The sequence below is a fragment of the Paraburkholderia phenoliruptrix genome (assembly GCF_902859825.1).
GTDB classification, from domain to species: domain Bacteria; phylum Pseudomonadota; class Gammaproteobacteria; order Burkholderiales; family Burkholderiaceae; genus Paraburkholderia; species Paraburkholderia phenoliruptrix.
In genome coordinates this window covers 79,707-99,319 of record NZ_CADIKB010000011.1, presented here as the reverse complement: position 1 = coordinate 99,319, position 19,613 = coordinate 79,707, and the positions used below count along the sequence as shown (strand labels likewise).

Below are 19,613 nucleotides of genomic sequence, written 5' to 3'. Positions count from 1 at the left end.
CGAATCTCCTGCGTGTTCATTCAGTGTCGATGGTGGCGCGCGCGTCGATGCGCGGCAATGCAAAGAAGCGCCACCTGAGTCGTTCGTAGTAAGCGGCGCTTACGTCGGTTCAGCCGGTTCAGCCGTTAAAGCCGCGGCCCGCTGCCGCGAGTTCGGCGATGCTCGCGGCAAGCTGCCACGCGTCGCCGTTCGGCTGCGCGGCATAGCGGCGGATCGCGCGCTCGACGTTGTAAAGTCCGACCGTGTCCGCGTACAGCATCGGCCCGCCGCGATGCAGCGGAAAGCCGTAGCCGGTCAGATAGACCATGTCGATATCCGACGCCTTCGACGCAATGCCTTCTTCGAGAATCTTCGCGCCTTCGTTCACGAGCGCAAACACGAGCCGCTCGACGATTTCGTCGTCGCCGATCTTGCGGCGTTCCGTGTTCACTTCTTTCGAGTAGGCGACGATCATGTCGTCGACGAGTGTCGACGGGCGCGCGGTGCGCTCGCCCGCCACGTAGTCGTACCAGCCGCCGCCGGTTTTCTGGCCGAAGCGCCCCGTCTCGCACAGGCGGTCGGCGATCTTCGAGTAATGCAGATCGGGCTGTTCCTGATAGCGGCGCTTGCGGATGGCCCAGCCGATGTCGTTGCCCGCCAGATCGCTCATGCGGAACGGTCCCATCGCGAAGCCGAACTTCTCGATGGCGCGATCCACCTGCGCGGGCAGCGCGCCCTCTTCCAGCATGAAGAGCGCCTGGCGGATGTACTGCTCGATCATCCGGTTGCCGATAAAGCCGTCGCAGACGCCCGACACCACCGCCGTCTTGCGGATCTGTTTCGCGAGTTTCATGACGGTGGCGAGCACGTCCTTCGCGGTCTCCTTGCCGCGCACCACTTCCAGCAGCTTCATCACATTGGCCGGGCTGAAGAAGTGCATGCCGACCACGTCTTGCGCACGCTTGGTGAACGCGGCGATCCGGTTCACGTCGAGCGTGGAGGTATTGGACGCGAGAATGGCGCCCGGCTTCGCGATTTCGTCAAGACGCCGGAACACCTGCTCCTTCACGCCGAGCTCCTCGAACACCGCTTCCACGATCAGATCCGCGTCTTTCAGAGCGTCGTAGGAGAGCGTGGGCGTGATGAGCGCCATGCGCGCTTCCAGCGCTTCGGCTTTGAGCTTGCCCTTTTTCACGCTCGCTTCGTAATTGCCGCGGATCGTGGCGAGGCCGCGCTGCAGCGCTTCCTGCTTCATCTCGAGCAGCGTCACCGGAATACCCGCGTTGACGAAGTTCATCGCGATGCCGCCGCCCATCGTGCCCGCGCCGATCACCGCGACCCGGCGGATCTCGCGCACGGGTGTATCGGCCGGCACGTCGGGAATCTTGCTCGCCGCGCGTTCGCCGAAGAACGCATGACGCAGCGCGCGGCTCTCGGGCGTTTGCACGAGCGCCACGAAGCACTCACGCTCGAACGCGAGGCCTTTGTCGAAGCCGTGCTTGACGCCCGCTTCCACCGCGTCGATACATTTGAGCGGCGCCGGAAAATGCTTCGCGACAGCCGCGACACTGTTGCGCGCGAACTGGATGAAGCCCTCTGCGTTCGGATGGTCGATCTTGCGCTCGCGCACTTTCGGGTGCGGGCCCGCCTGTGCGCCGACCTTGCGCGCGAACGCAAGCGCCGCTTCGGCGAGATCGCCTTCCACGAGTTCGTCGAAAAGGCCCGAACCGGCGAGTTTCTGCGAATCGACCGGCGCGCCGGACACGATCATGTTGAGCGCGGCTTCGAGTCCGATGGCGCGCGGCAAGCGCTGCGTGCCGCCCGCGCCCGGCAGGATGCCGAGCTTCACTTCGGGCAACGCGATCTGCGCGCCCGGCGCGGCGATGCGGTAGTGGGCGCCGAGCGCGAGTTCGAGGCCGCCGCCCATGGCCACGCTGTGAATGGCCGCCACCACCGGCTTCGCACTGCCTTCCACGATCTTGATGACGGTGGCGAGCGTGGGCTCCTGCGTCGCTTTCGGCGTATTGAATTCGGTGATGTCCGCGCCGCCCGAGAAGGCCTTGCCCGCGCCCGTCAGCACGATGGCCCGAATGGCCGGGTCGCGCTCGGCGCGCTCGATGCCTTCGACGATTCCCGCGCGCGTCGACAGCCCAAGGCCGTTGACCGGAGGATTGTTCAGCGTGATGACGGCCACGCCGTCATGAGTCGTGTAGTCCACTGCCATCTGCCTGCCTCCGTGCGATGCATCGCATCCTTGAGATGAGGCGGCGCTGCGCGCGCCGCTCGTGATCCGTCGAGCCGTCCAGCCCGACTGCGCCGACCCTCGCCTTCAGCTTAGGTCGGCGGCTCCCGTGTCAGCAGGCAGAATACACAGAAAAGCACGATCGTTCAATTTATCGTCAGGCAGGGTTTCCCCTGGCGAGCGGGCAGCCTCCTTGATCCATGCGTTCTTCCAGCGCGGACGGCAGCACATGGTCGCGGAACATGTCGCGCAGCTTGAGCTTTTGCAGCTTGCCGGTGGCCGTATGCGGCAATTCGTCGACGAACACGACGTCGTCGGGAATCCACCATTTGGCGACCTTGCCCTGGTAGAAGGCGAGCAGTTCCTCCCGCGTCACCTCGTGTCCCGCGCGCCGGACCACGACAAGGAGCGGCCGTTCCGTCCATTTGGGATGCGCGCATGCAATGCACGCGGCTTCCGCGACGGCCGGATGCGCAATCGCCACGTTTTCGACGTCGATCGAACTGATCCATTCGCCGCCCGACTTGATCACGTCTTTCGAGCGGTCCGTGATCTGCAGGAAGCCGTCGCGGTCGATGGTCGCCACGTCGCCGGTCGGAAACCAGCCGTCCACGAGCGGCGAGTCGTCCTTGCGGAAATACCGGTCGATCACCCAAGGTCCGCGCACATACAGATCGCCGAACGCGACGCCGTCCCACGGCAGTTCCTGACCGTCGTCGCCGACGATCTTCATGTCGACGCCGTAAAGCGCGTGGCCCTGCTTTTCCAGCAGCTTGCGCTGCTCGGCCACCGGCCGCTGCGACTGTTCCCACGTGAGCTTCGACAGCGTGCCGAGCGGCGACATCTCCGTCATGCCCCACGCATGAATGACCTGCACGCCGTAGTCGTCGACGAAGGCGCGCAGCATCGCGGGCGGACACGCGGAACCGCCGATCACCGTGCGCTCCAGCGACGAAAAGCGCGAGCCGGTCTCCCGTAGATAGTTGAGCAGGCCGAGCCAGACGGTCGGCACCCCGGCCGAATAGGTGACGCGCTCGTTTTCCATCAGTTCGAAGAGCGACTTGCCGTCGAGGTCCTTGCCGGGCAGCACGAGCTTCGCGCCGGTGAGCGGCGCGGCGTGCGGAATGCCCCACGCGTTGACGTGGAACATGGGCACGACGGGCAGCACGGAGTCGCGCGCGGAGAGGCCCATGGCATCGGGCAAGGAGGCGCCGAACGCATGCAGCACGGTCGAACGATGCGAGTACAGCGCGCCTTTCGGATTGCCGGTCGTGCCCGACGTATAGCAGAGATACGACGCCTCTCGCTCGTCGATGAGCGGCCACTCGAACCGTCCGTCCTGTGCGTTCACCAGCGTTTCGTAGCTCAGCGCGGACGTTTGCATGGCGGGCAGATGCGCCTCGTCTGCGAGCGCGATCCAGCCGCGCACTTTCGGACACTGCGGCGCGAGCACGTGGACGAGCGGCGCGAACGTCGTGTCGAACAGCACGTAGGCGTCGTCGGCGTGGTTGACGATGTAGGCGATCTGGTCCGGAAAGAGGCGCGGGTTGATCGTGTGACATACGGCGCCGAAGCCGGTCGTACCGTAATACGTTTCGAGATGCCGGTAGCCGTTCCACGCGAGCGTCGCGACGCGCTCGCCGGGTTGAACGCCGAGCGCGATCAGCGCCTGCGCAAGCTGCTTCGCGCGCTGTTCGCAGTCCCGATAGGTGTAACGGTGGATGTCGCCTTCAATGCGCCGCGACACGATCTCGGCGCTGCCGAAATGCCGCGCGGCATGCGCAAGCAGCGACGACACGGTGAGGGGCACGTCCATCATCTGGCCAAGCAGCGGCATCGTCATAAAGAGTCGTCTCCTCGCCTTGTGCTTTTCGGGGAATGCGAACCGGATGAGCGCCGTTCGCCAAACAGCGCCGCGGCAGTGAAATTGCTGAAGCAGTCGACAAGCGCGCCCGCGCGTCCTCGCGCATCGCCACGCACGGCCCGCAGGACAAGGCACCGCCGGCTTGCCAGCAGCGCCGCGGGTGCGGACTTACAATATCGGTTAATAGTGAGGCGCTCAACATGTCGTTTTCCCCAAGCATTGCAGGCCTGTCGGGGCCTCTGGCGGCACTTTCCGAAGCTCTTTTCAACACCGCCGACAACGCGTTCGCGCGGCTCGGCAGCACATTTCTCACGCGCCTGCCGGCCGCGCCGCTCAACGCGCCGTACCTCGTAGGTTTCTCGGCCGACACCGCAGCGATGCTCGGATTAGAGCCCGGGCTCGAAACCGACCCGGGCTTCGCCGAACTGTTTTCGGGTAACGCGACGCGCGAGTGGCCGTCCGAGGCGCTGCCCTACGCGTCGGTCTATTCGGGACATCAGTTCGGCGTATGGGCGGGTCAGCTCGGCGACGGCCGCGCGCTCGGACTGGGCGAAGTCGAACACGAGGGCCGGCGCTACGAATTGCAGCTGAAAGGCGCGGGGCGCACGCCCTACTCGCGCATGGGCGACGGCCGCGCGGTGCTGCGCTCGTCGATTCGCGAGTTCCTGTGCTCGGAGGCGATGCATCATCTTGGCATTCCGACCACGCGTGCGCTCTGCGTGATCGGCTCGGACCAGCCGGTGCGGCGCGAGGAGATCGAGACGGCCGCGGTGGTCACGCGCGTCGCGCCGAGCTTCGTGCGCTTCGGGCACTTCGAGCACTTCTATTCGAATGACCGCACCGACGCGTTGCGCGCGCTCGCCGACCATGTGATCGAGCGTTTCTATCCGCATTGCCGCGAAGCCGACGATCCGTACCTCGCGTTGCTGAACGAAGCGGTGATGTCGACAGCGGACCTGATGGTCGAATGGCAGGCAGTGGGCTTTTGCCACGGCGTCATGAACACCGACAACATGTCGATTCTCGGTCTGACGATCGACTACGGTCCGTTCGGCTTCATGGACGGCTTCGACGCCGGCTATATCTGCAATCACTCGGATTCGCAGGGCCGTTATGCCTACCGGATGCAACCGCAAATTGCGTACTGGAATCTCTTTTGCCTCGCGCAAGGACTCTTGCCGCTGCTCGGGGAACGGTACGAGGACACGGTGCGCGGCGACAAATCGATCGAAGACGCGCAGCAGGTGCTCGCCGGCTTCAAGGACCGCTTCGGCCCCGCGCTCGAGCGCCGCATGCTCGCCAAGCTCGGGCTGGAAGACGCACGCGAAGGCGATGCGGCGCTCGCGAACCGCCTTTTCGACGTGATGCACGCCAATCGTGCGGATTTCACGCTGACGTTTCGCAACCTCGCGCGCCTGTCGAAGCACGACGCGAGCGGCGACGCGCCGGTGCGCGATCTGTTTCTCGACCGTGCCGCGTTCGACGCATGGGCGAACGACTACCGCGCGCGGCTGTCCCACGAAACACGCGACGACGCCGCGCGCGCCATTGCAATGAACCGGGTCAACCCCAAATTCGTCCTTCGCAATCATCTGGCGGAAACGGCAATCCGCCGCGCGAAAGAGAAGGATTTTTCCGAAGTGGAGCGCCTCGCCGCCGTGCTGCGCCGTCCGTTCGACGAACAGCCGGAGCACGAAGCCTTTGCCGGCTTGCCGCCCGACTGGGCGAACTCGCTCGAAGTGAGCTGCTCGTCCTGACGCGCCGGGCACGCTCCCAACACAAGCATGAGACAGGAACCGACCATGAATAATCCCGACGACCTCAAGCACGACGCCCCCAAGGTGCAGAAAGACGACGCCGAGTGGCGCGCGCAGCTTTCCGACATCGAATATCAGGTGACGCGCCACGCGGCCACCGAGCGCCCGTTCACCGGCCGCTATCACGATCACTGGGAACGCGGCGTGTACGACTGCGTCTGTTGCGGTACGCCGCTCTTTGAATCGGACACCAAGTTCGACGCCGGCTGCGGCTGGCCGAGCTACTTCAAGCCGATCAACGGCGAGGTGATCGCCGAAAAAACCGACCGCTCGCACGGCATGTTGCGCATCGAGGTGCAATGCAAGAACTGCGGCGCGCATCTCGGGCATGTATTCGAGGACGGTCCGGCACCGACGGGGCTTCGGTACTGCATCAATTCGGCTGCGTTACAATTCGAGCCCAAGTAAGGCAGCGCTCTGCACTGACGGCGGGATTCGACGGGCGGCTGGCGGCCGGCGGCAGTAAGCGGCGAGCCGTCCGGACGTCGCGCCTCGCGCCGGTGCGCCGCGCACCCGGCGGCATGCATCGGCCCGCTCGGCTTACGGGCGAAGCCCGGGGCAAGCGAGTCGAGTCACGTCGTGCGTCCCAGGTCACGAGAGATGCACCGCCAGGCGCCGCCCGTCGGGCGCGGGCGGCTTTTGCCCCCAGCGCTTTTTGGTCTTCCGCACTGCACCGTTGCCCCTCCGACCCACTCTCCGAGTTCCCGTCCAGAAATGAAATTCCTGTTCGATCTGTTCCCGATCATCCTGTTTTTCGTCGCCTTCAAGGTGTGGGGCATCTTCACGGCGACGGCAGTGGCGATCGTCGCCACGCTGGTGCAGATCGCGTGGGTGGCCTTTCGCCACCGCAAGGTGGACCCGATGCTGTGGGTGAGCCTTGGCGTCGTCACCGTATTCGGCGGCGCGACGCTCGTGCTGCATAACGACACCTTCATCAAGTGGAAGCCGACCGTGCTTTACTGGGCGTTCTCGGTCGTGCTGATCGTCTCGCAACTCGCCTTCAGCAAGAACCTGATCGAAGCAATGATGGGCAAGCAGATCACGCTGCCGCACGCGATCTGGGGCAAGCTGAACGTGATCTGGGCGATCTTCTTCGTCTTGCTCGGCCTGCTCAACCTGTTCGTCGCGTACAACTACACGACAGATCAGTGGGTCAATTTCAAACTGTTCGGCGCGACGGGCTGTCTGGTGGTGTTTATCGTCGGACAAAGCCTGTGGCTGTCGAAGTACATGAAGGAGGAATGACATGAGCGACGCGTTCATGCACGCCACCACTGCCGAGCGCGCGGCGCTGATCGAGGCGCGTCTCACAGCCGCGCTCGCGCCCATCGCGTCGATCCGTATCACCGACGACAGCGCGCAGCACGCAGGCCACGCGGGCGCGGCTGCGGGCGGCCATTTCAGTGTCACGATCGTGGCGGCCGCATTCGCCGGCAAGCCCCGCGTGGCGCGGCATCGCATGGTGTATGATGCGCTGGCCGATGCCATGCAGCGCGGCATTCATGCCCTTGCAATCACGGCTTACACGCCCGAAGAATTCGCTTTGTTGTCCCGCTAGGAAAACTTCCGATGACCTTGAAGAAAACCCGCCTTTGGGTATTGCTGGCTGCGTTCGCGGCTGCACCTGCATTCGCACAGAACATCGCCGTGGTGAACGGCACGCCGATCCCCAAGTCTCGCGCCGACGCGCTGATCGACCAACTGGTTCATCAAGGCCAGCAGAACACGCCGCAATTGCAGATGGCCGTGCGCGAAGAGCTCGTGAATCGCGAAGTGCTGATGCAGGAAGCGCTGCGCCGCGGTTTGCAGAATCGTCCGGACATCAAGGCGCAAGTCGCCGTGGCTCAGCAAACCGTCGTGCTGCGTGCGCTGATCGAAGACTTCGTGAAGAAGAATGCGCCGACCGACGCGGAAGTCACCGCCCGCTACAACGCGCTGATCAAGGACGCGGGCGGCAAGGAGTATCACCTGCACCACATCCTCGTCGACAACGAGCAGCAGGCCAAAGATCTGATCGCGAAGATCAAGGGCGGCGCGAGCTTCGAAGAGCTGGCCAAGCAATATTCGAAGGATCCGGGCTCGGGCAAGAACGGCGGCGACCTGGACTGGTCGGATCCGAAGGCCTATGTGCCGGAATTCGCGGACGCGGCCACGCATCTGCAGAAAGGCCAGATGAGCGACACGCCGGTGCATACGCAGTTCGGCTGGCACATCATCCGCGTCGACGACGTGCGCAGCATCACGCCGCCGCCGCTCGAACAGGTGCGCCCGCAAATCGTGCAGCAGATCCAGCAGGAAAAGCTGCAGGCGTTCGAGGAAGGTCTGCGCAAGAACGCGAAGATCCAGTAAGCGTGTCTCATCGCCGCTTCAAAAAACAAAAGCCGCCTAAGGGCGGCTTTTGTTTTGCGGGAAAGCTGCGGGCGCGGCGCTTTGCACTGCATGGCGCTGTGGGCGCGTATGACAGGCCGCTGTGTCGCACAGCAGCCTGCCCCTCGCTTATTGCCGCTTATTGCACACTTATTGCCCGCTGATCAGCCCAGCCAGCGTCGCGCGTTCTGGAACACACGCAGCCACGGGCTAGCGTCCGTGGCGCCCTCGCCCCAGCCTTCCGGGTGCCAGCTCATCTGCACCGCGCGATGCACGCGCTCGGTGTGCGGCATGAGCACGGTGAAGCGGCCGTCCGGCGTCGTAACGGACGTGATGCCGTCCGGCGACCCGTTCGGGTTGAACGGATAGAGCTCCGTTGCCTGACCGCGGTGGTCGACATAGCGCATTGCCACCGCGACCTTCGATGCATCCCCCTGCTGCGAGAAGTCCGCATAACCCTCGCCGTGCGCGACCGCGACCGGAATGCGCGAGCCTTCCATGCCAGCGAAGAAAATGGACGGCGACGCCTCGACTTGCACGAGCGAGAAGCGCGCTTCGAATTTTTCCGACTTGTTGCGCGTGAACTTCGGCCAGGCGTCTGCGCCCGGAATCATCGACGCGAGGCTGCTCATCATCTGGCAGCCGTTGCAGATACCGAGCGCGAACGTGTCCTTGCGGCCGAAGAACGCCGCGAACATGTCGGCCAGCTGCGCATTGAAGCGGATCGCTTTCGCCCAGCCCTCGCCCGCGCCGAGCGTGTCGCCGTACGAGAAGCCGCCGCACGCCACCGCGCCCGCAAAATCCGCGAGGTTGGCCCGGCCCGCGAGCAGGTCGCTCATGTGCACGTCGTGCGCGTCGAAGCCCGCGCGGTCGAATGCATAGGCCGTTTCCAGATGCGAGTTCACGCCCTGCTCGCGAAGAATCGCGACACGCGGACGCGCGCTCTTGCCGATGTACGGCGCGGCGACGTCTTCCGCAGGATCGAACGTCAGCACCGGCGTGATGCCGGGATCCGCGGCGTCGAGCAGCGTGTCGTATTCGGCGTCGGCGCAGGCGGGGTTGTCGCGCAGACGCGCAATGCGCCAGCTCACCTCGCTCCACGCGCGATGCAGCTCGACGCGCGGCGCCTCATACACCTTCTTCGCGTCGCGATACACCTCGATCACATCGCGGTCGTTGGTCTTGCCGATCACATGCGAGCACGCCGACAGGCCATGCTCGCGCAACGCGCCGAGTACCGCGTCGCGGTCGGCCGCGCGCACCTGAATCACGGCGCCCAGTTCTTCGGTGAAGAGCGCGCGGATCGTGCGGTCTTCGCGACGGCCACTCGTCTGCTTCGCCCAGTCTTTGGCGTCGCCGTAATCGGACTCGTGGTGCGGGTCGAGCACCAGCATGTCGACGTTCAGCGACACGCCCACATGACCCGCGAACGCCATTTCGCAGACGGTCGCCCACAGGCCGCCATCGGAGCGATCGTGGTACGCGAGCAGCTTGCCGTTTGCGTTCAGCGACTGGATGGCGTTGAAGAAGCGCTTCAGATCTTCGGGATCGTCGATATCCGGCACTGTGTCGCCGATCTGCTGCGTGACCTGCGCGAGGATACTGCCGCCAAGGCGATGCTTGCCGCGGCCCAGATCGATGGCGATGAGCACCGAATCGCCCACACCGTCCGCCCCGCCCGCGCGGCGCAGTTGCGGCGTGAGATGGCGGCGCACGTCTTCCACGGGCGCGAATGCCGAAATGATGAGCGACACCGGCGCGACGACTTCCTTCGCGACGCCGCGGTCTTCCCACTTCGTGCGCATGGACAGCGAGTCCTTGCCGACCGGAATGCTGATGCCGAGCGCCGGGCACAGCTCCATGCCGATTGCCTTGACCGTGTCATAAAGCGCCGCGTCTTCGCCCGGCGCGCCGCAGGCGGCCATCCAGTTCGCCGACAGCTTGAGCTTGTCGAGCGACGCGATCGGCGCGGCCGCGATATTCGTGACCGCCTCGCCGACCGCCATCCGGCCCGACGCCGGCGCGTCGATCACGGCGAGCGGCGTGCGCTCGGCCATGGTCATGGCTTCGCCGCGAAAGCCCGCGTAGTCCATCGTCGTGATCGCGACGTCGGCCACCGGCACTTGCCACGGGCCGACCATCTGGTCGCGCGCGGTCGTGCCGCCCACCGAACGGTCGCCGATGGTGATGAGGAACGACTTGCTCGCCACCGTCGGATGACGCAGCACGCTCACCGCGACTTCGGACAGCGTGATGGCGGTCACGTCCACCGGCTGCAGCGTCGGCTCGACCCGCGTGACGTCGCGATGCATACGCGGCGCCTTGCCGAGCAGCACTTCCATCGGCATGTCGACCGGCTGGTGCGCGTTGCCGTCCTTCAGTTCAGGATCGATCAGCTTCAGTTGACGCTCGGCCGTGGCCGTGCCGATCACGGCGAACGGGCAACGCTCGCGCTCGCACATGGCCGCGAAGGCCGGCAGATCGGCCGGGGCGATGGCGAGCACATAGCGCTCCTGCGCCTCGTTCGACCAGATTTCGCGCGGCGACAGGCCGCTTTCCTCGAGCTGGATCTTGCGCAGATCGAAGAGCGCGCCCTTGCCCGCGCCGTCCACGACTTCCGGAAACGCGTTCGACAAGCCGCCTGCGCCCACGTCGTGGATGCTCAGAATGGGATTCTTGTCGCCGAGCTGCCAGCACGCGTTGATGACTTCCTGCGCGCGCCGCTCGATTTCCGGATTGCCGCGCTGCACCGAGTCGAAGTCGAGTTCGGCGGTGTTGGTGCCGGTCGCCATGGAGCTCGCCGCGCCGCCGCCCATGCCGATGCGCATGCCCGGGCCGCCGATCTGGATCAGCAGCGAGCCTTCCGGCAAGTCGTGCTTGTGCGTGTGCTGGTCCGAAATATTGCCGATGCCGCCTGCAATCATGATCGGCTTGTGATAGCCGCGCACCACCCCGGCCACGTTCTGCTCGTACGCGCGGAAATAACCGCCCAGATTCGGCCGCCCGAATTCATTGTTGAACGCGGCGCCGCCGAGCGGTCCGTCGATCATGATCTGAAGCGGCGAAGCGATGCGGTCCGGCCGGCCGTACGCCTCTTGGGCGTCGTTCGGATTGCGGTGCCCAACCGGGACGGCTACGTCGCGCGCATTTTCCCAGGCTTCCACGCCGTCGGGCAATTCCAGGTTCGACACGGTAAAGCCGGTGAGGCCCGCCTTCGGGCGCGCGCCGCGGCCGGTCGCGCCTTCGTCGCGGATTTCGCCGCCCGCGCCCGTCGCGGCGCCCGGAAACGGCGAGATTGCGGTCGGGTGGTTGTGCGTTTCCACTTTCATCAGCGTGTGCGTGAGCTCGACGCTGCGGCGATAGTGCTGCGGCAACTCGTTCGCGCCGAGCTGCTCGGGCGTGCGCGGGAACCAGCGCTCGGCCATGCCGCCCGCCATGATCGCCGAATTGTCCGAATACGCGACGATCGTGCCTTGCGGGTTCAGCTTCTCGGTATTGCGGATCATGTTAAAGAGCGAGATGTCCTGCTTCTCGCCGTCGATCGTCCATTCCGCATTGAAGATCTTGTGGCGGCAGTGTTCGCTGTTGGCCTGCGCGAACATCATCAGTTCGACGTCGGTCGGATTGCGGCCGAGCTTCGTGAACGCGTCCACGAGGTAGTCGATTTCGTCGTCGGCGAGCGCGAGGCCCAGTTCCGAGTTGGCGGCTTCCAGCGCGGCGCGGCCGCGGGTCAGCACGTCGACCGTTTGCAGCGGCTTGGCTGGCAGTTCGTCGAACAGATGCAGCGCGTGATCGCGCGACGGTGCCACGCTCTCGGTCATGCGGTCGTGCAAGGCGGCGGCGACGGCTTCGCGCGCTTCGTCGGAGAGCGCCTTCTTGCCGCCGAGCAGGCCGCTTTTCAGTGTGACCGTGTACTCGACGCCGCGCTCGATGCGGCGCACCTGCGTGAGCCCGCACAGGTGCGCGATGTCCGTTGCCTTGCTCGCCCACGGCGACACCGTGCCGAAGCGCGGCACGACGAGAAACGTTTCGGCGGCGCCGCGCTCCCTGCTTTCCTCGAGCGGGTGGCCGTAATGCATCAGTGCCTCGATTTTCGCGGTGTCTTCAGCGGAAAGCGGAGTTTGCGCGTTGACGAAGTGCAGATATTGCCCGCGCACGCCCGTGATGTTCGGGTCGATGCGCGTAAGCGTTTCGAGCAGGCGGGTTTGACGGAAATCGGAAAGGGCCGAAGCGCCGGGGAAACACGAGAAGTGGGCCATGGACTTGACGTTGCGTCGCTCAATGATGCCGAAGAGTCGCGCGTGATGGCGACATGAGGCGGAAAGGAAGTCCGGGATTATACCCCGGGAACGGCCTCCCAGCGGCCCTGGCGGTGGCGTTGCCGCGTGCTCGCTCATGCCGTGGCCAAGCCGCCCCCGTGCCCTCGCTGTGCCCTCGCCGGCCCGCCCGATGCCCGCCTCGCATCGCGGACGGTGGCGCGCCGCGCGGCGCGCATGACCGCGCGCGGTCGTTGACTGCTATCATTCGGCCTTTCATCAGATCGGTGCGAAGAAGGCGCGGCCTTGCCGCCGGCCCCATGTCGCGAGCCGTGCCCGACGCCGTTTCAGGCACGCGTGGCAGCGCGCGAGCGGCAGCCGCACCGCATATCACGCCTCGGCGCCTCGCCCGGCAAATCGAATCAGAAGAATGGATGTCATCGTCATTGGCGGCGGGATTGCTGGCGTCGCCACCGCTTATCAGCTACGCGCGGCCGGCCACCGGGTATGCGTCGTCGAACGCCATGCCACCGTTGCGCAGGGCGCGACCTATGGACACGGCGGCACCGTCCTGCCGACGCCGCTCGACGTCTGGTTCGGCCCGACTTTCATGGCAAGCCGCCAGAACGCGAAAAACGGCGTCATCAGCAAACCCGGTTTCAGCGGGCCGGCGCGCCAGTTCGTCAAGAAACTGGCCGTCTTGCAGGAACAGGACCAGTATGGCCGCCAATATGGCTTGCTGCGCCCGCTCGTCGAGGCGTCGCGCGAGGCGATGGCGGATATGGAAGCGCGCTTTGGCTACGAGTTCGAACAGGCGAGCGGCGTGTTGTACCTCGTGCGTTCCGCCGAGGAATGGGAACAGTTGCAGCCGGCGTTCGGCCTGCTCGCGCGCCACGAGGTGCCGCATCATGTGCTCACGCCCGCCGAATGTGCGGCCTACGAGCATTCCGTGCGCACGGAGCCGGAATTCGCGGGCGGCGTGCTGTTCGATCACGAGCGAACCGCCAATTGTCCGCTCTTCGCCAAACTGATCAAGCAGACGCTCGATAACCAGGGCGGCGTGCAGTTCATGCTCGGCTGCGAAGTCTCGGCGATTCGTCTGGAAGGTCAGCGCGTCGCGGTGGAACTGGCGTCGCGCCCGGGTGCGGCGGCGCGCTCGCGCGAAGTCGACGTGATCCAGGCGGACGCCGTCGTCGTCGCCGCCGGACAAGGCAGTCTCGCACTGCTCGAGCGCCTCGGCTTGCGGCTGCCGCTCCATCCGCTGCGGCTTCACACGCTCGTCGCGCCGATCGCGCATGAAGAATGTGCGCCGCACGTGGCGATCGTCGACGCGGTCAAGCGCATCACGATCAGCCGGATGAATCACCGCTTGCGCATTGCCGGCGGCGCCGTGCTGCAGGCCGCGAACCAGCTCGACAGGCCGCTTGCCGAAGCGGTGACGAAGGAAGCCCTCGCGCTCCTCGGCCAGGCGACGCACGACTGGATTCCGGGAGCCGCGCGCATTTCGGCGGCCCTGCCCTGGGAAGGCATCAAGCTGCTGTCGCCGGACGGGCTGCCGGTGGTGGGCAACGCGCTGCATCCGCGGCTTTTCGTCAATGTTGGGCACGGCCCCGCGGGCTGGGGACTGGCGTGCGGCGCGGGCAAGCTGATTGCCGACCTGATCGGCGGCCGGACGCCGGATTTGCCCGATGACACGCTGGCCGCGCTGCGGGCGGACAGGTTCCACGCAAGCGCGTAGGCAGCGGCGGCGGACAGAGCGAGCCGTCTCTGGCGCTTATATGCGCGCTTATTAACGCGCTTGGACGCGTCTTCAATGCAGGCACCGCGCGCCCTTCAGCACTACCATAGCGATTGCGCAGGCTTTCGCGCCTGCCTCCTCGCGCCCGCCCTTTCTTGCCATGCTTCGCCATGACCCACGCCGACCTCACGCCCCCGACGCTGATTCGCCCTGAGAACCGCGCCCTCCCGCTGCTGACGCTGACCGACTTGCGGATCGCCGAAACGCAAGCCGCGGCGGCGCTGCCCGCGCACGCGCTGATGGACCGCGCCGGCAAGGCGGCCGCGAGCTTCCTTGCGGAACGGATCACGCGCGACACCTCCACCGAAAAAGCGCGGCAGCGCGTCTGGCTGATTGCGGGCCCCGGCAACAACGGCGGCGACGCGCTGATTCTCGCAGCGGAGCTGCACAAGACCGGCATCGCCGTGGAACTGTGCATGCCGGTCCCAGTGAAGCCAGACGACGCCCGCTGGGCGCTCGACACGGCCCGTGCGTGCGGCGTCGCGATCCAGGAGGCTCCGCCCGCTTCGTTCGACGGTTACACCTGGCTTGTCGACGGCATGTTCGGCATCGGCCTCACGCGCCCGCTGGAAGGCGTGTTCGCGGACCTCGCGCGGCGGCTCTCGCAACGCACCGCGGCGCGGCCGCGCAGCGGCGGCGTGCTGGCGCTCGACGTGCCGAGCGGTCTCGACAGCGACACGGGCACCATTGCCGGCAACGGCGACGCCGCCGTGCGCGCGACGCACACCGTCACCTTCATCGCCGCAAAGCCCGGCCTCTTCACCGCGCAGGGCCGCGATCTTGCCGGCGCGGTGACGGTCGCGCCGATCGGCGTCGACAGCGCGGCGCGCGCCAGCGTCCGGCTGAACGCGCCGGAACTGTTCGCCGGCTTCCTGCCGCCGCGCGATTTCGCGACCAACAAGGGCACGTTCGGCAGCCTCGCGGTGGTGGGCGGCGACACCGGCATGTGCGGCGCGCCGATTCTCGCCGCGCGCGCGGCGCTCTTCAGCGGCGCGGGGAAAGTTCACGTCGCGCTCGTCGGCGCGGGCGCGCCGCCGTACGACCCGCCTCATCCGGAACTGATGTTGCATCCCGTCGACGATCTGCCGCTCGACCGAATGGACGCGCTCGCGGTGGGCTGCGGCATGGGCCACGGCGAGCGCGCCGCACGCGTGCTGCGCGATGTCCTGCAACTGGATGTGCCGAAGCTGTTCGACGCCGACGCGCTCAATCTGATGTCGAAAGACGCGGCGTTGGCGGCGGCCGTCACGGCGCGCGGCGCAGCAGGCGATCCGTGCGTGCTGACGCCGCATCCGCTCGAAGCCGCGCGCTTGCTCGGCACCGACGCCGCCGGCGTGCAGCGCGACCGCCTGAACGCCGCGCGCTCGCTCGCCGCACGCTTTGCCGGCGTGGTGGTGCTGAAAGGCACGGGCACGGTGATCGCCGCTCCCGATGGCCGCCTGACGATCAATCCGACCGGCAATGCAGCGCTCGCCACGGGCGGCACCGGCGACGTGCTCGGCGGCATGATCGGCGCCCTGCTCGCGCAGCGCCTGCCGGCTTACGAGGCGGCGCTCGCGGGCGTCTATCTGCATGGGCTCGCCGCGGACACCTTGAGCGCGCAAGGCGATGGGCCCGCCGGACTCACGGCAGGCGAACTTGCGCCGATGGTGCGGACCTTGCTGAACCGCATGTTCTATCCGTCGTCCCAAACGTGACGGCGCGGTAGTGATAGCGCGATTGCGCAATAACACGAAAACGCAGTGAGCGGTCTCGCGCCTCGCTGGCCGCGAAGCGTCTCGAAGCGTCTTATAGCGCCTGGCTAATGCCCTGCCGCCCGTCACGCAACGCCGCTATACTGAGTGACTGCGTGACCCGCTGTGAAGGTCTGGCGTGCTCCGTGGTCGCTCATGCCCTGCGCGGCGAATCACCGCGCATTGCCGGGAATCCGGCGAAGCAAAACGCTCATGGCTGCGGCAGCATCGGAAACTTCACTGCGAACGCGGCCGTATGGCCTCGCTCCGACAGCATCGTTGCATCATCCTCGGCGGCGCTTCGCGCGCGCCTTTCTTCGTGCCCCTTGGTTAGACGGACGCTATGACCCAGAACTCGCTCCCCTCCTGGTCCTCGCTGCAAGCGCATTACGAACAGATTCGCAATGCGCATCTGCGCGACTGGTTCGCCCCCGAGAACGATCCCGCTCCGACCCGTGCTGAACGCTTTGCGTTCGCGGGCGGCGGTCTCGCGGCCGATTTCTCGAAGAACCGCATCACCGACGAAACCCTGAAGCTCCTCGTTCAGCTCGCGCGCGAAGCCGGCGTCGAAAAGCGCCGCGACGCGATGTTCGCGGGCGACGTCGTCAATCCCACCGAAGGCCGCGCGGCGCTGCATACCGCGTTGCGCGCGAAGAGTCCCAACGCGCCGTTTCACACGCAGGTCGAGGCCGAGCGCGCGAAGATGGCCGCGTTCGCGGAAGAGGTGCGCAGCGGCGCGTGGACCGGCTACACCGGCAAGCGCATTCGCCACGTGGTGAACATCGGCATCGGCGGCTCGGACCTCGGGCCGAAGATGGTCGTGCACGCGCTGCATCACCTCTCCGCGCCGGAGATCGCCACGCACTTCGTGTCGAATGTGGACGGCGCCGATCTCTACAACGTGATGCAGCAGATCGACCCCGAAGAGACGCTCGCCATCATCGTTTCGAAAACGTTCACGACGCTCGAGACCATGACCAACGCGCGCTCGCTGCGCGACTGGTTCCTCGAAAAAGGCTGTCCGGAGAACGCGCTGGCCAGGCACTTCGTCGGCGTGTCGGCGAATCCGTCGGAAGTCGTCAAATTCGGCATTGCGAAGGAGAACGTCTTCGAAATGTGGGACTGGGTGGGCGGCCGCTATTCGCTGTGGTCGGCTGTCGGTCTGTCGATCATGATCGCGATCGGGCCGCAGCAGTTCGACGAACTGCTCGCGGGCGCCAACGACATGGACGAGCATTTCCGCACCGCCCCGCTGGAAAAGAATCTGCCGGTGCTGCTCGGCATGATCGGCATCTGGTATCGGAACTTCTTCGGCTCGCAGAGCTACCTGGTCGCGCCGTATTCCGAAGCGCTCCATTTCCTGCCGTCTTATCTGCAACAGCTGGAGATGGAGAGCAACGGCAAGTCGGCGCGGCTCGACGGCGCCATGGTCGATTATCCGACCGCCGCGGTGACGTGGGGCGAACCCGGCACGAACGGCCAGCATGCGTTTTTTCAGATGCTGCACCAGGGCCCGACTATCGTGCCGATCGACTTCGTCGCTGTGCTCACGCCCGAGCATCCGCTCGTGAGCCATCATGCGAAGCTGCTCGCCAATTGCTTCGCGCAAAGCGAAGCGCTGATGCTCGGCCGTACGCTCGAAGAAGCCAAAAAGGTCGCCGGTCCGGATAAGCCGGAACTCGCGCCGCACCTCGTCTTCCCTGGCAACCGTCCCACCACCACCTTGATCCTCGAAGCGCTCACCGCGCGTTCGCTGGGCGCCCTGATCGCGTTGTACGAGCACAAGGTACTGGTCCAGGCGTCGGTGTGGAATATCAACCCGTTCGATCAATGGGGCGTCGAACTGGGCAAGATCCTCGGCAAGGTCGTCGAAGCCGACCTGACGGCGACGAGTGTCGACGACAAGAAACACGACTCGTCGACGTCCGCGTTGATCGCGCGGGCGCGTGCGGCTTTGAAGTCTTGACGGTCATGCGCCGGTCTCTCATGACCGGCGCATTCGGCAAGCGTTGCGCGCTGCCGTGGGCCAGGAGCGGGCCGGTCGCGGCCCGTTTCCCTAATGACCGCTCACCCGAGCAAGCCGCTCATTCAGGCAAGACGCCCCGCTTCGATCGTGACAGTCGTGTCGCAACGGCGTGCCAGTTCGACGTCGTGCGTGACGAGAATCAGCGTCGCGCCGTTCGCGCGGTTCATTTCGAACATCAGGTCGATCACCGCGTGACCGGTCGCGGCGTCCAGACTGCCGGTCGGCTCGTCGGCGAAGAGGATGGCAGGGTGCGTGACGAACGCCCGCGCCAGCGCAACGCGTTGCTGCTCGCCGCCCGAAAGCAGCTTCGGATAATGACCGGTGCGCTGCCCCAAGCCGACCTGCTCGAGCAGCCGGCGCGCACGCAGTGCCGCTTCGCGCGTGCCGATGCCGCCTTGCAATTCAAGCGGCAACGTGACATTTTCGAGCGCCGTCAAATGCGGCATCAACTGAAACGACTGGAACACGAAGCCGACGGAGCCGCTGCGCAATGCGGCGCGCTCGTCTTCGTTCAAAGTGGTGAGTTCGCGGCCCAGTAGCCGAACCGAGCCGGAACTCGCGCTGTCCAATCCTGCGAGCAGGCCGAGCAGCGTAGACTTGCCCGATCCCGACGCGCCGACTATCGCGACACTGCTGCCGGCCTGAATAGCCAGGTCGATGTTGTCGAGAATGGTCAGTTCGCCCGTTGCATCCTTAACCTTCTTGCACAAACCCCGCACTTCAATGACTGGATCAGTTTTGTTTAGCATGGTGAAGCGTAGGTTGAAAGTGCGCGTTATCAAACGTCGTCGCGCCAATGCAATCGTTCGGGCAGCAAAGTCGCCCGCAATCGGCTCTTTGGTATTAACCGCCGCCCTTGTTTCGACGAGCTTCGCGGCTCATGCCGCCAATACGCCAGAACCGGCGAAGCCCGTCATCGTCGTATTGGGCGACAGCATTTCCGCCGAATATGGCCTGCCACGCGACACGGGCTGGGTTGCGTTGCTGCGCCAGCGCCTGAGCGAGGAGCGAATCGATTATAGCGTTGCGAATGCCAGCATTAGCGGCGACACGACGAGCGGCGGACGAGCCCGCTTGCCCGCGCTCATGCAACGTTTGAAGCCGAGTATCGTGATTGTCGAACTGGGCGCGAACGACGCGTTGCGTGGCGTGCCGCTCGCCACGACCGAGGACAACCTGCGCACGATCATCGAAGAGGCGCAGCAAGGCCATGCGAAGGTCGTGCTCGTCGGCATGTACGTGCCGCCTAACTACGGCCCGGACTACACTCAAAAGTTCCACGGCATTTACGGCCAGCTCGCGAAGCAACTGCGCGTGCCGCTTGTCCCATTTATGCTTGCGGGCATTGCCGACAAGCCGGAGATGTTCCAGGCGGATCAGATTCATCCCACCCAGCAGGCACAGCCAGTGCTACTCAACAACGTGTGGCCCGCTGTGAAGCCACTCCTTCGCACAGGTTCGCCGCGCTGAAACGCCGCTGGCGGCTTGTTTCCGAAACCTCGGGAACACGGATCGGCAAGCGCCCTGCGGC

At 65.7% G+C, this 19,613-nt stretch carries 13 protein-coding genes; 9 read left to right on the top strand and 4 right to left on the bottom strand.

Annotated features, from left to right (window positions below):
• Nucleotides 1-118 precede the first annotated feature (118 nt).
• Together HV711_RS14175 and HV711_RS14170 are read right to left on the bottom strand one after the other, a co-directional pair.
• A complete protein-coding gene (locus tag HV711_RS14175; RefSeq protein WP_035477678.1) occupies nucleotides 119-2,203 on the bottom strand; it encodes a 3-hydroxyacyl-CoA dehydrogenase NAD-binding domain-containing protein in 2,085 nt (694 codons plus the stop codon).
• 175 nt (nucleotides 2,204-2,378) lie between these two features.
• On the bottom strand, nucleotides 2,379-4,064 hold the full coding sequence (locus tag HV711_RS14170) for a 3-(methylthio)propionyl-CoA ligase (protein WP_035477680.1): 1,686 nt from the start codon (nucleotides 4,062-4,064) through the stop codon (nucleotides 2,379-2,381).
• A 221-nt stretch (nucleotides 4,065-4,285) separates the two neighbouring features.
• Here HV711_RS14170 and HV711_RS14165 point away from each other — a divergent pair, with 221 nt between their 5' ends.
• The 5 genes from HV711_RS14165 to HV711_RS14145 all read left to right on the top strand — a co-directional run bounded on the left by HV711_RS14165 (nucleotide 4,286) and on the right by HV711_RS14145 (nucleotide 8,251).
• Nucleotides 4,286-5,842 (top strand): protein adenylyltransferase SelO, encoded by a 1,557-nt coding sequence (locus HV711_RS14165; RefSeq protein WP_035477681.1) that lies wholly within the window; start codon nucleotides 4,286-4,288, stop codon nucleotides 5,840-5,842.
• A 45-nt stretch (nucleotides 5,843-5,887) separates the two neighbouring features.
• Nucleotides 5,888-6,310, top strand: coding sequence for a peptide-methionine (R)-S-oxide reductase MsrB (gene msrB, locus HV711_RS14160; RefSeq protein WP_013588355.1), 423 nt, complete (start codon nucleotides 5,888-5,890; stop codon nucleotides 6,308-6,310).
• Nucleotides 6,311-6,616: 306 nt separating this feature from the next.
• A complete protein-coding gene (locus tag HV711_RS14155) occupies nucleotides 6,617-7,147 on the top strand; it encodes a septation protein A (RefSeq protein ID WP_013588356.1) in 531 nt (176 codons plus the stop codon).
• A gap of 1 nt (nucleotide 7,148) precedes the next feature.
• Complete coding sequence (locus HV711_RS14150) at nucleotides 7,149-7,460, top strand: BolA family protein (RefSeq protein ID WP_013588357.1); 312 nt, start codon at nucleotides 7,149-7,151, stop codon at nucleotides 7,458-7,460.
• Nucleotides 7,461-7,471: 11 nt separating this feature from the next.
• Nucleotides 7,472-8,251 carry a peptidylprolyl isomerase gene (locus HV711_RS14145; protein WP_013588358.1) on the top strand — a complete coding sequence of 260 codons (780 nt, stop codon included), beginning with the start codon at nucleotides 7,472-7,474 and terminating at the stop codon, nucleotides 8,249-8,251.
• 182 nt (nucleotides 8,252-8,433) lie between these two features.
• On the opposite strand, the gene purL is transcribed toward HV711_RS14145, so the two are convergent.
• Nucleotides 8,434-12,528, bottom strand: a complete 4,095-nt coding sequence (purL, locus tag HV711_RS14140; protein ID WP_035477682.1) for a phosphoribosylformylglycinamidine synthase — start codon at nucleotides 12,526-12,528, stop codon at nucleotides 8,434-8,436.
• 427 nt (nucleotides 12,529-12,955) lie between these two features.
• On the opposite strand from purL, the gene HV711_RS14135 reads away from it, so the two are divergent.
• The 3 genes from HV711_RS14135 to pgi all read left to right on the top strand — a co-directional run bounded on the left by HV711_RS14135 (nucleotide 12,956) and on the right by pgi (nucleotide 18,022).
• Nucleotides 12,956-14,263 (top strand): FAD-dependent oxidoreductase, encoded by a 1,308-nt coding sequence (locus HV711_RS14135; protein WP_035477683.1) that lies wholly within the window; start codon nucleotides 12,956-12,958, stop codon nucleotides 14,261-14,263.
• Nucleotides 14,264-14,433: 170 nt separating this feature from the next.
• The gene (locus HV711_RS14130) at nucleotides 14,434-16,020 is read left to right on the top strand and encodes a bifunctional ADP-dependent NAD(P)H-hydrate dehydratase/NAD(P)H-hydrate epimerase (RefSeq protein WP_035477684.1); all 1,587 of its coding nucleotides are present in this window, start codon (nucleotides 14,434-14,436) and stop codon (nucleotides 16,018-16,020) included.
• 379 nt (nucleotides 16,021-16,399) lie between these two features.
• A complete protein-coding gene (gene pgi / locus HV711_RS14125) occupies nucleotides 16,400-18,022 on the top strand; it encodes a glucose-6-phosphate isomerase (RefSeq protein ID WP_035477685.1) in 1,623 nt (540 codons plus the stop codon).
• 122 nt (nucleotides 18,023-18,144) lie between these two features.
• Here pgi and HV711_RS14120 read toward each other — a convergent pair whose 3' ends face one another.
• Nucleotides 18,145-18,831 carry an ABC transporter ATP-binding protein gene (locus tag HV711_RS14120; protein WP_028363180.1) on the bottom strand — a complete coding sequence of 229 codons (687 nt, stop codon included), beginning with the start codon at nucleotides 18,829-18,831 and terminating at the stop codon, nucleotides 18,145-18,147.
• Between HV711_RS14120 and HV711_RS14115 the strand changes: the two genes are divergently transcribed.
• Entirely contained in the window at nucleotides 18,830-19,552 is a 723-nt protein-coding gene (locus tag HV711_RS14115) for an arylesterase (protein ID WP_035477688.1), read from the top strand. The two genes, HV711_RS14120 and HV711_RS14115, sit on opposite strands and share 2 nt — an antisense overlap.
• The last annotated feature ends 61 nt before the right edge of the window (nucleotides 19,553-19,613 follow it).

Bases quoted from the DNA above. Each gene is read 5' to 3' on its own strand.
- HV711_RS14165 (WP_035477681.1), top strand. From the start codon at position 4,286: ATGTCGTTTTCCCCAAGCATTGCAGGCCTGTCGGGGCCTCTGGCGGCA.
- HV711_RS14170 (WP_035477680.1), bottom strand. From the start codon at position 4,064: ATGACGATGCCGCTGCTTGGCCAGATGATGGACGTGCCCCTCACCGTG.
- HV711_RS14130 (WP_035477684.1), top strand. From the start codon at position 14,434: ATGACCCACGCCGACCTCACGCCCCCGACGCTGATTCGCCCTGAGAAC.
- pgi (WP_035477685.1), top strand. From the start codon at position 16,400: ATGACCCAGAACTCGCTCCCCTCCTGGTCCTCGCTGCAAGCGCATTAC.
- HV711_RS14155 (WP_013588356.1), top strand. From the start codon at position 6,617: ATGAAATTCCTGTTCGATCTGTTCCCGATCATCCTGTTTTTCGTCGCC.
- HV711_RS14150 (WP_013588357.1), top strand. From the start codon at position 7,149: ATGAGCGACGCGTTCATGCACGCCACCACTGCCGAGCGCGCGGCGCTG.
- HV711_RS14135 (WP_035477683.1), top strand. From the start codon at position 12,956: ATGGATGTCATCGTCATTGGCGGCGGGATTGCTGGCGTCGCCACCGCT.
- HV711_RS14115 (WP_035477688.1), top strand. From the start codon at position 18,830: ATGGTGAAGCGTAGGTTGAAAGTGCGCGTTATCAAACGTCGTCGCGCC.
- purL (WP_035477682.1), bottom strand. From the start codon at position 12,528: ATGGCCCACTTCTCGTGTTTCCCCGGCGCTTCGGCCCTTTCCGATTTC.
- HV711_RS14120 (WP_028363180.1), bottom strand. From the start codon at position 18,831: ATGCTAAACAAAACTGATCCAGTCATTGAAGTGCGGGGTTTGTGCAAG.
- HV711_RS14175 (WP_035477678.1), bottom strand. From the start codon at position 2,203: ATGGCAGTGGACTACACGACTCATGACGGCGTGGCCGTCATCACGCTG.
- msrB (WP_013588355.1), top strand. From the start codon at position 5,888: ATGAATAATCCCGACGACCTCAAGCACGACGCCCCCAAGGTGCAGAAA.
- HV711_RS14145 (WP_013588358.1), top strand. From the start codon at position 7,472: ATGACCTTGAAGAAAACCCGCCTTTGGGTATTGCTGGCTGCGTTCGCG.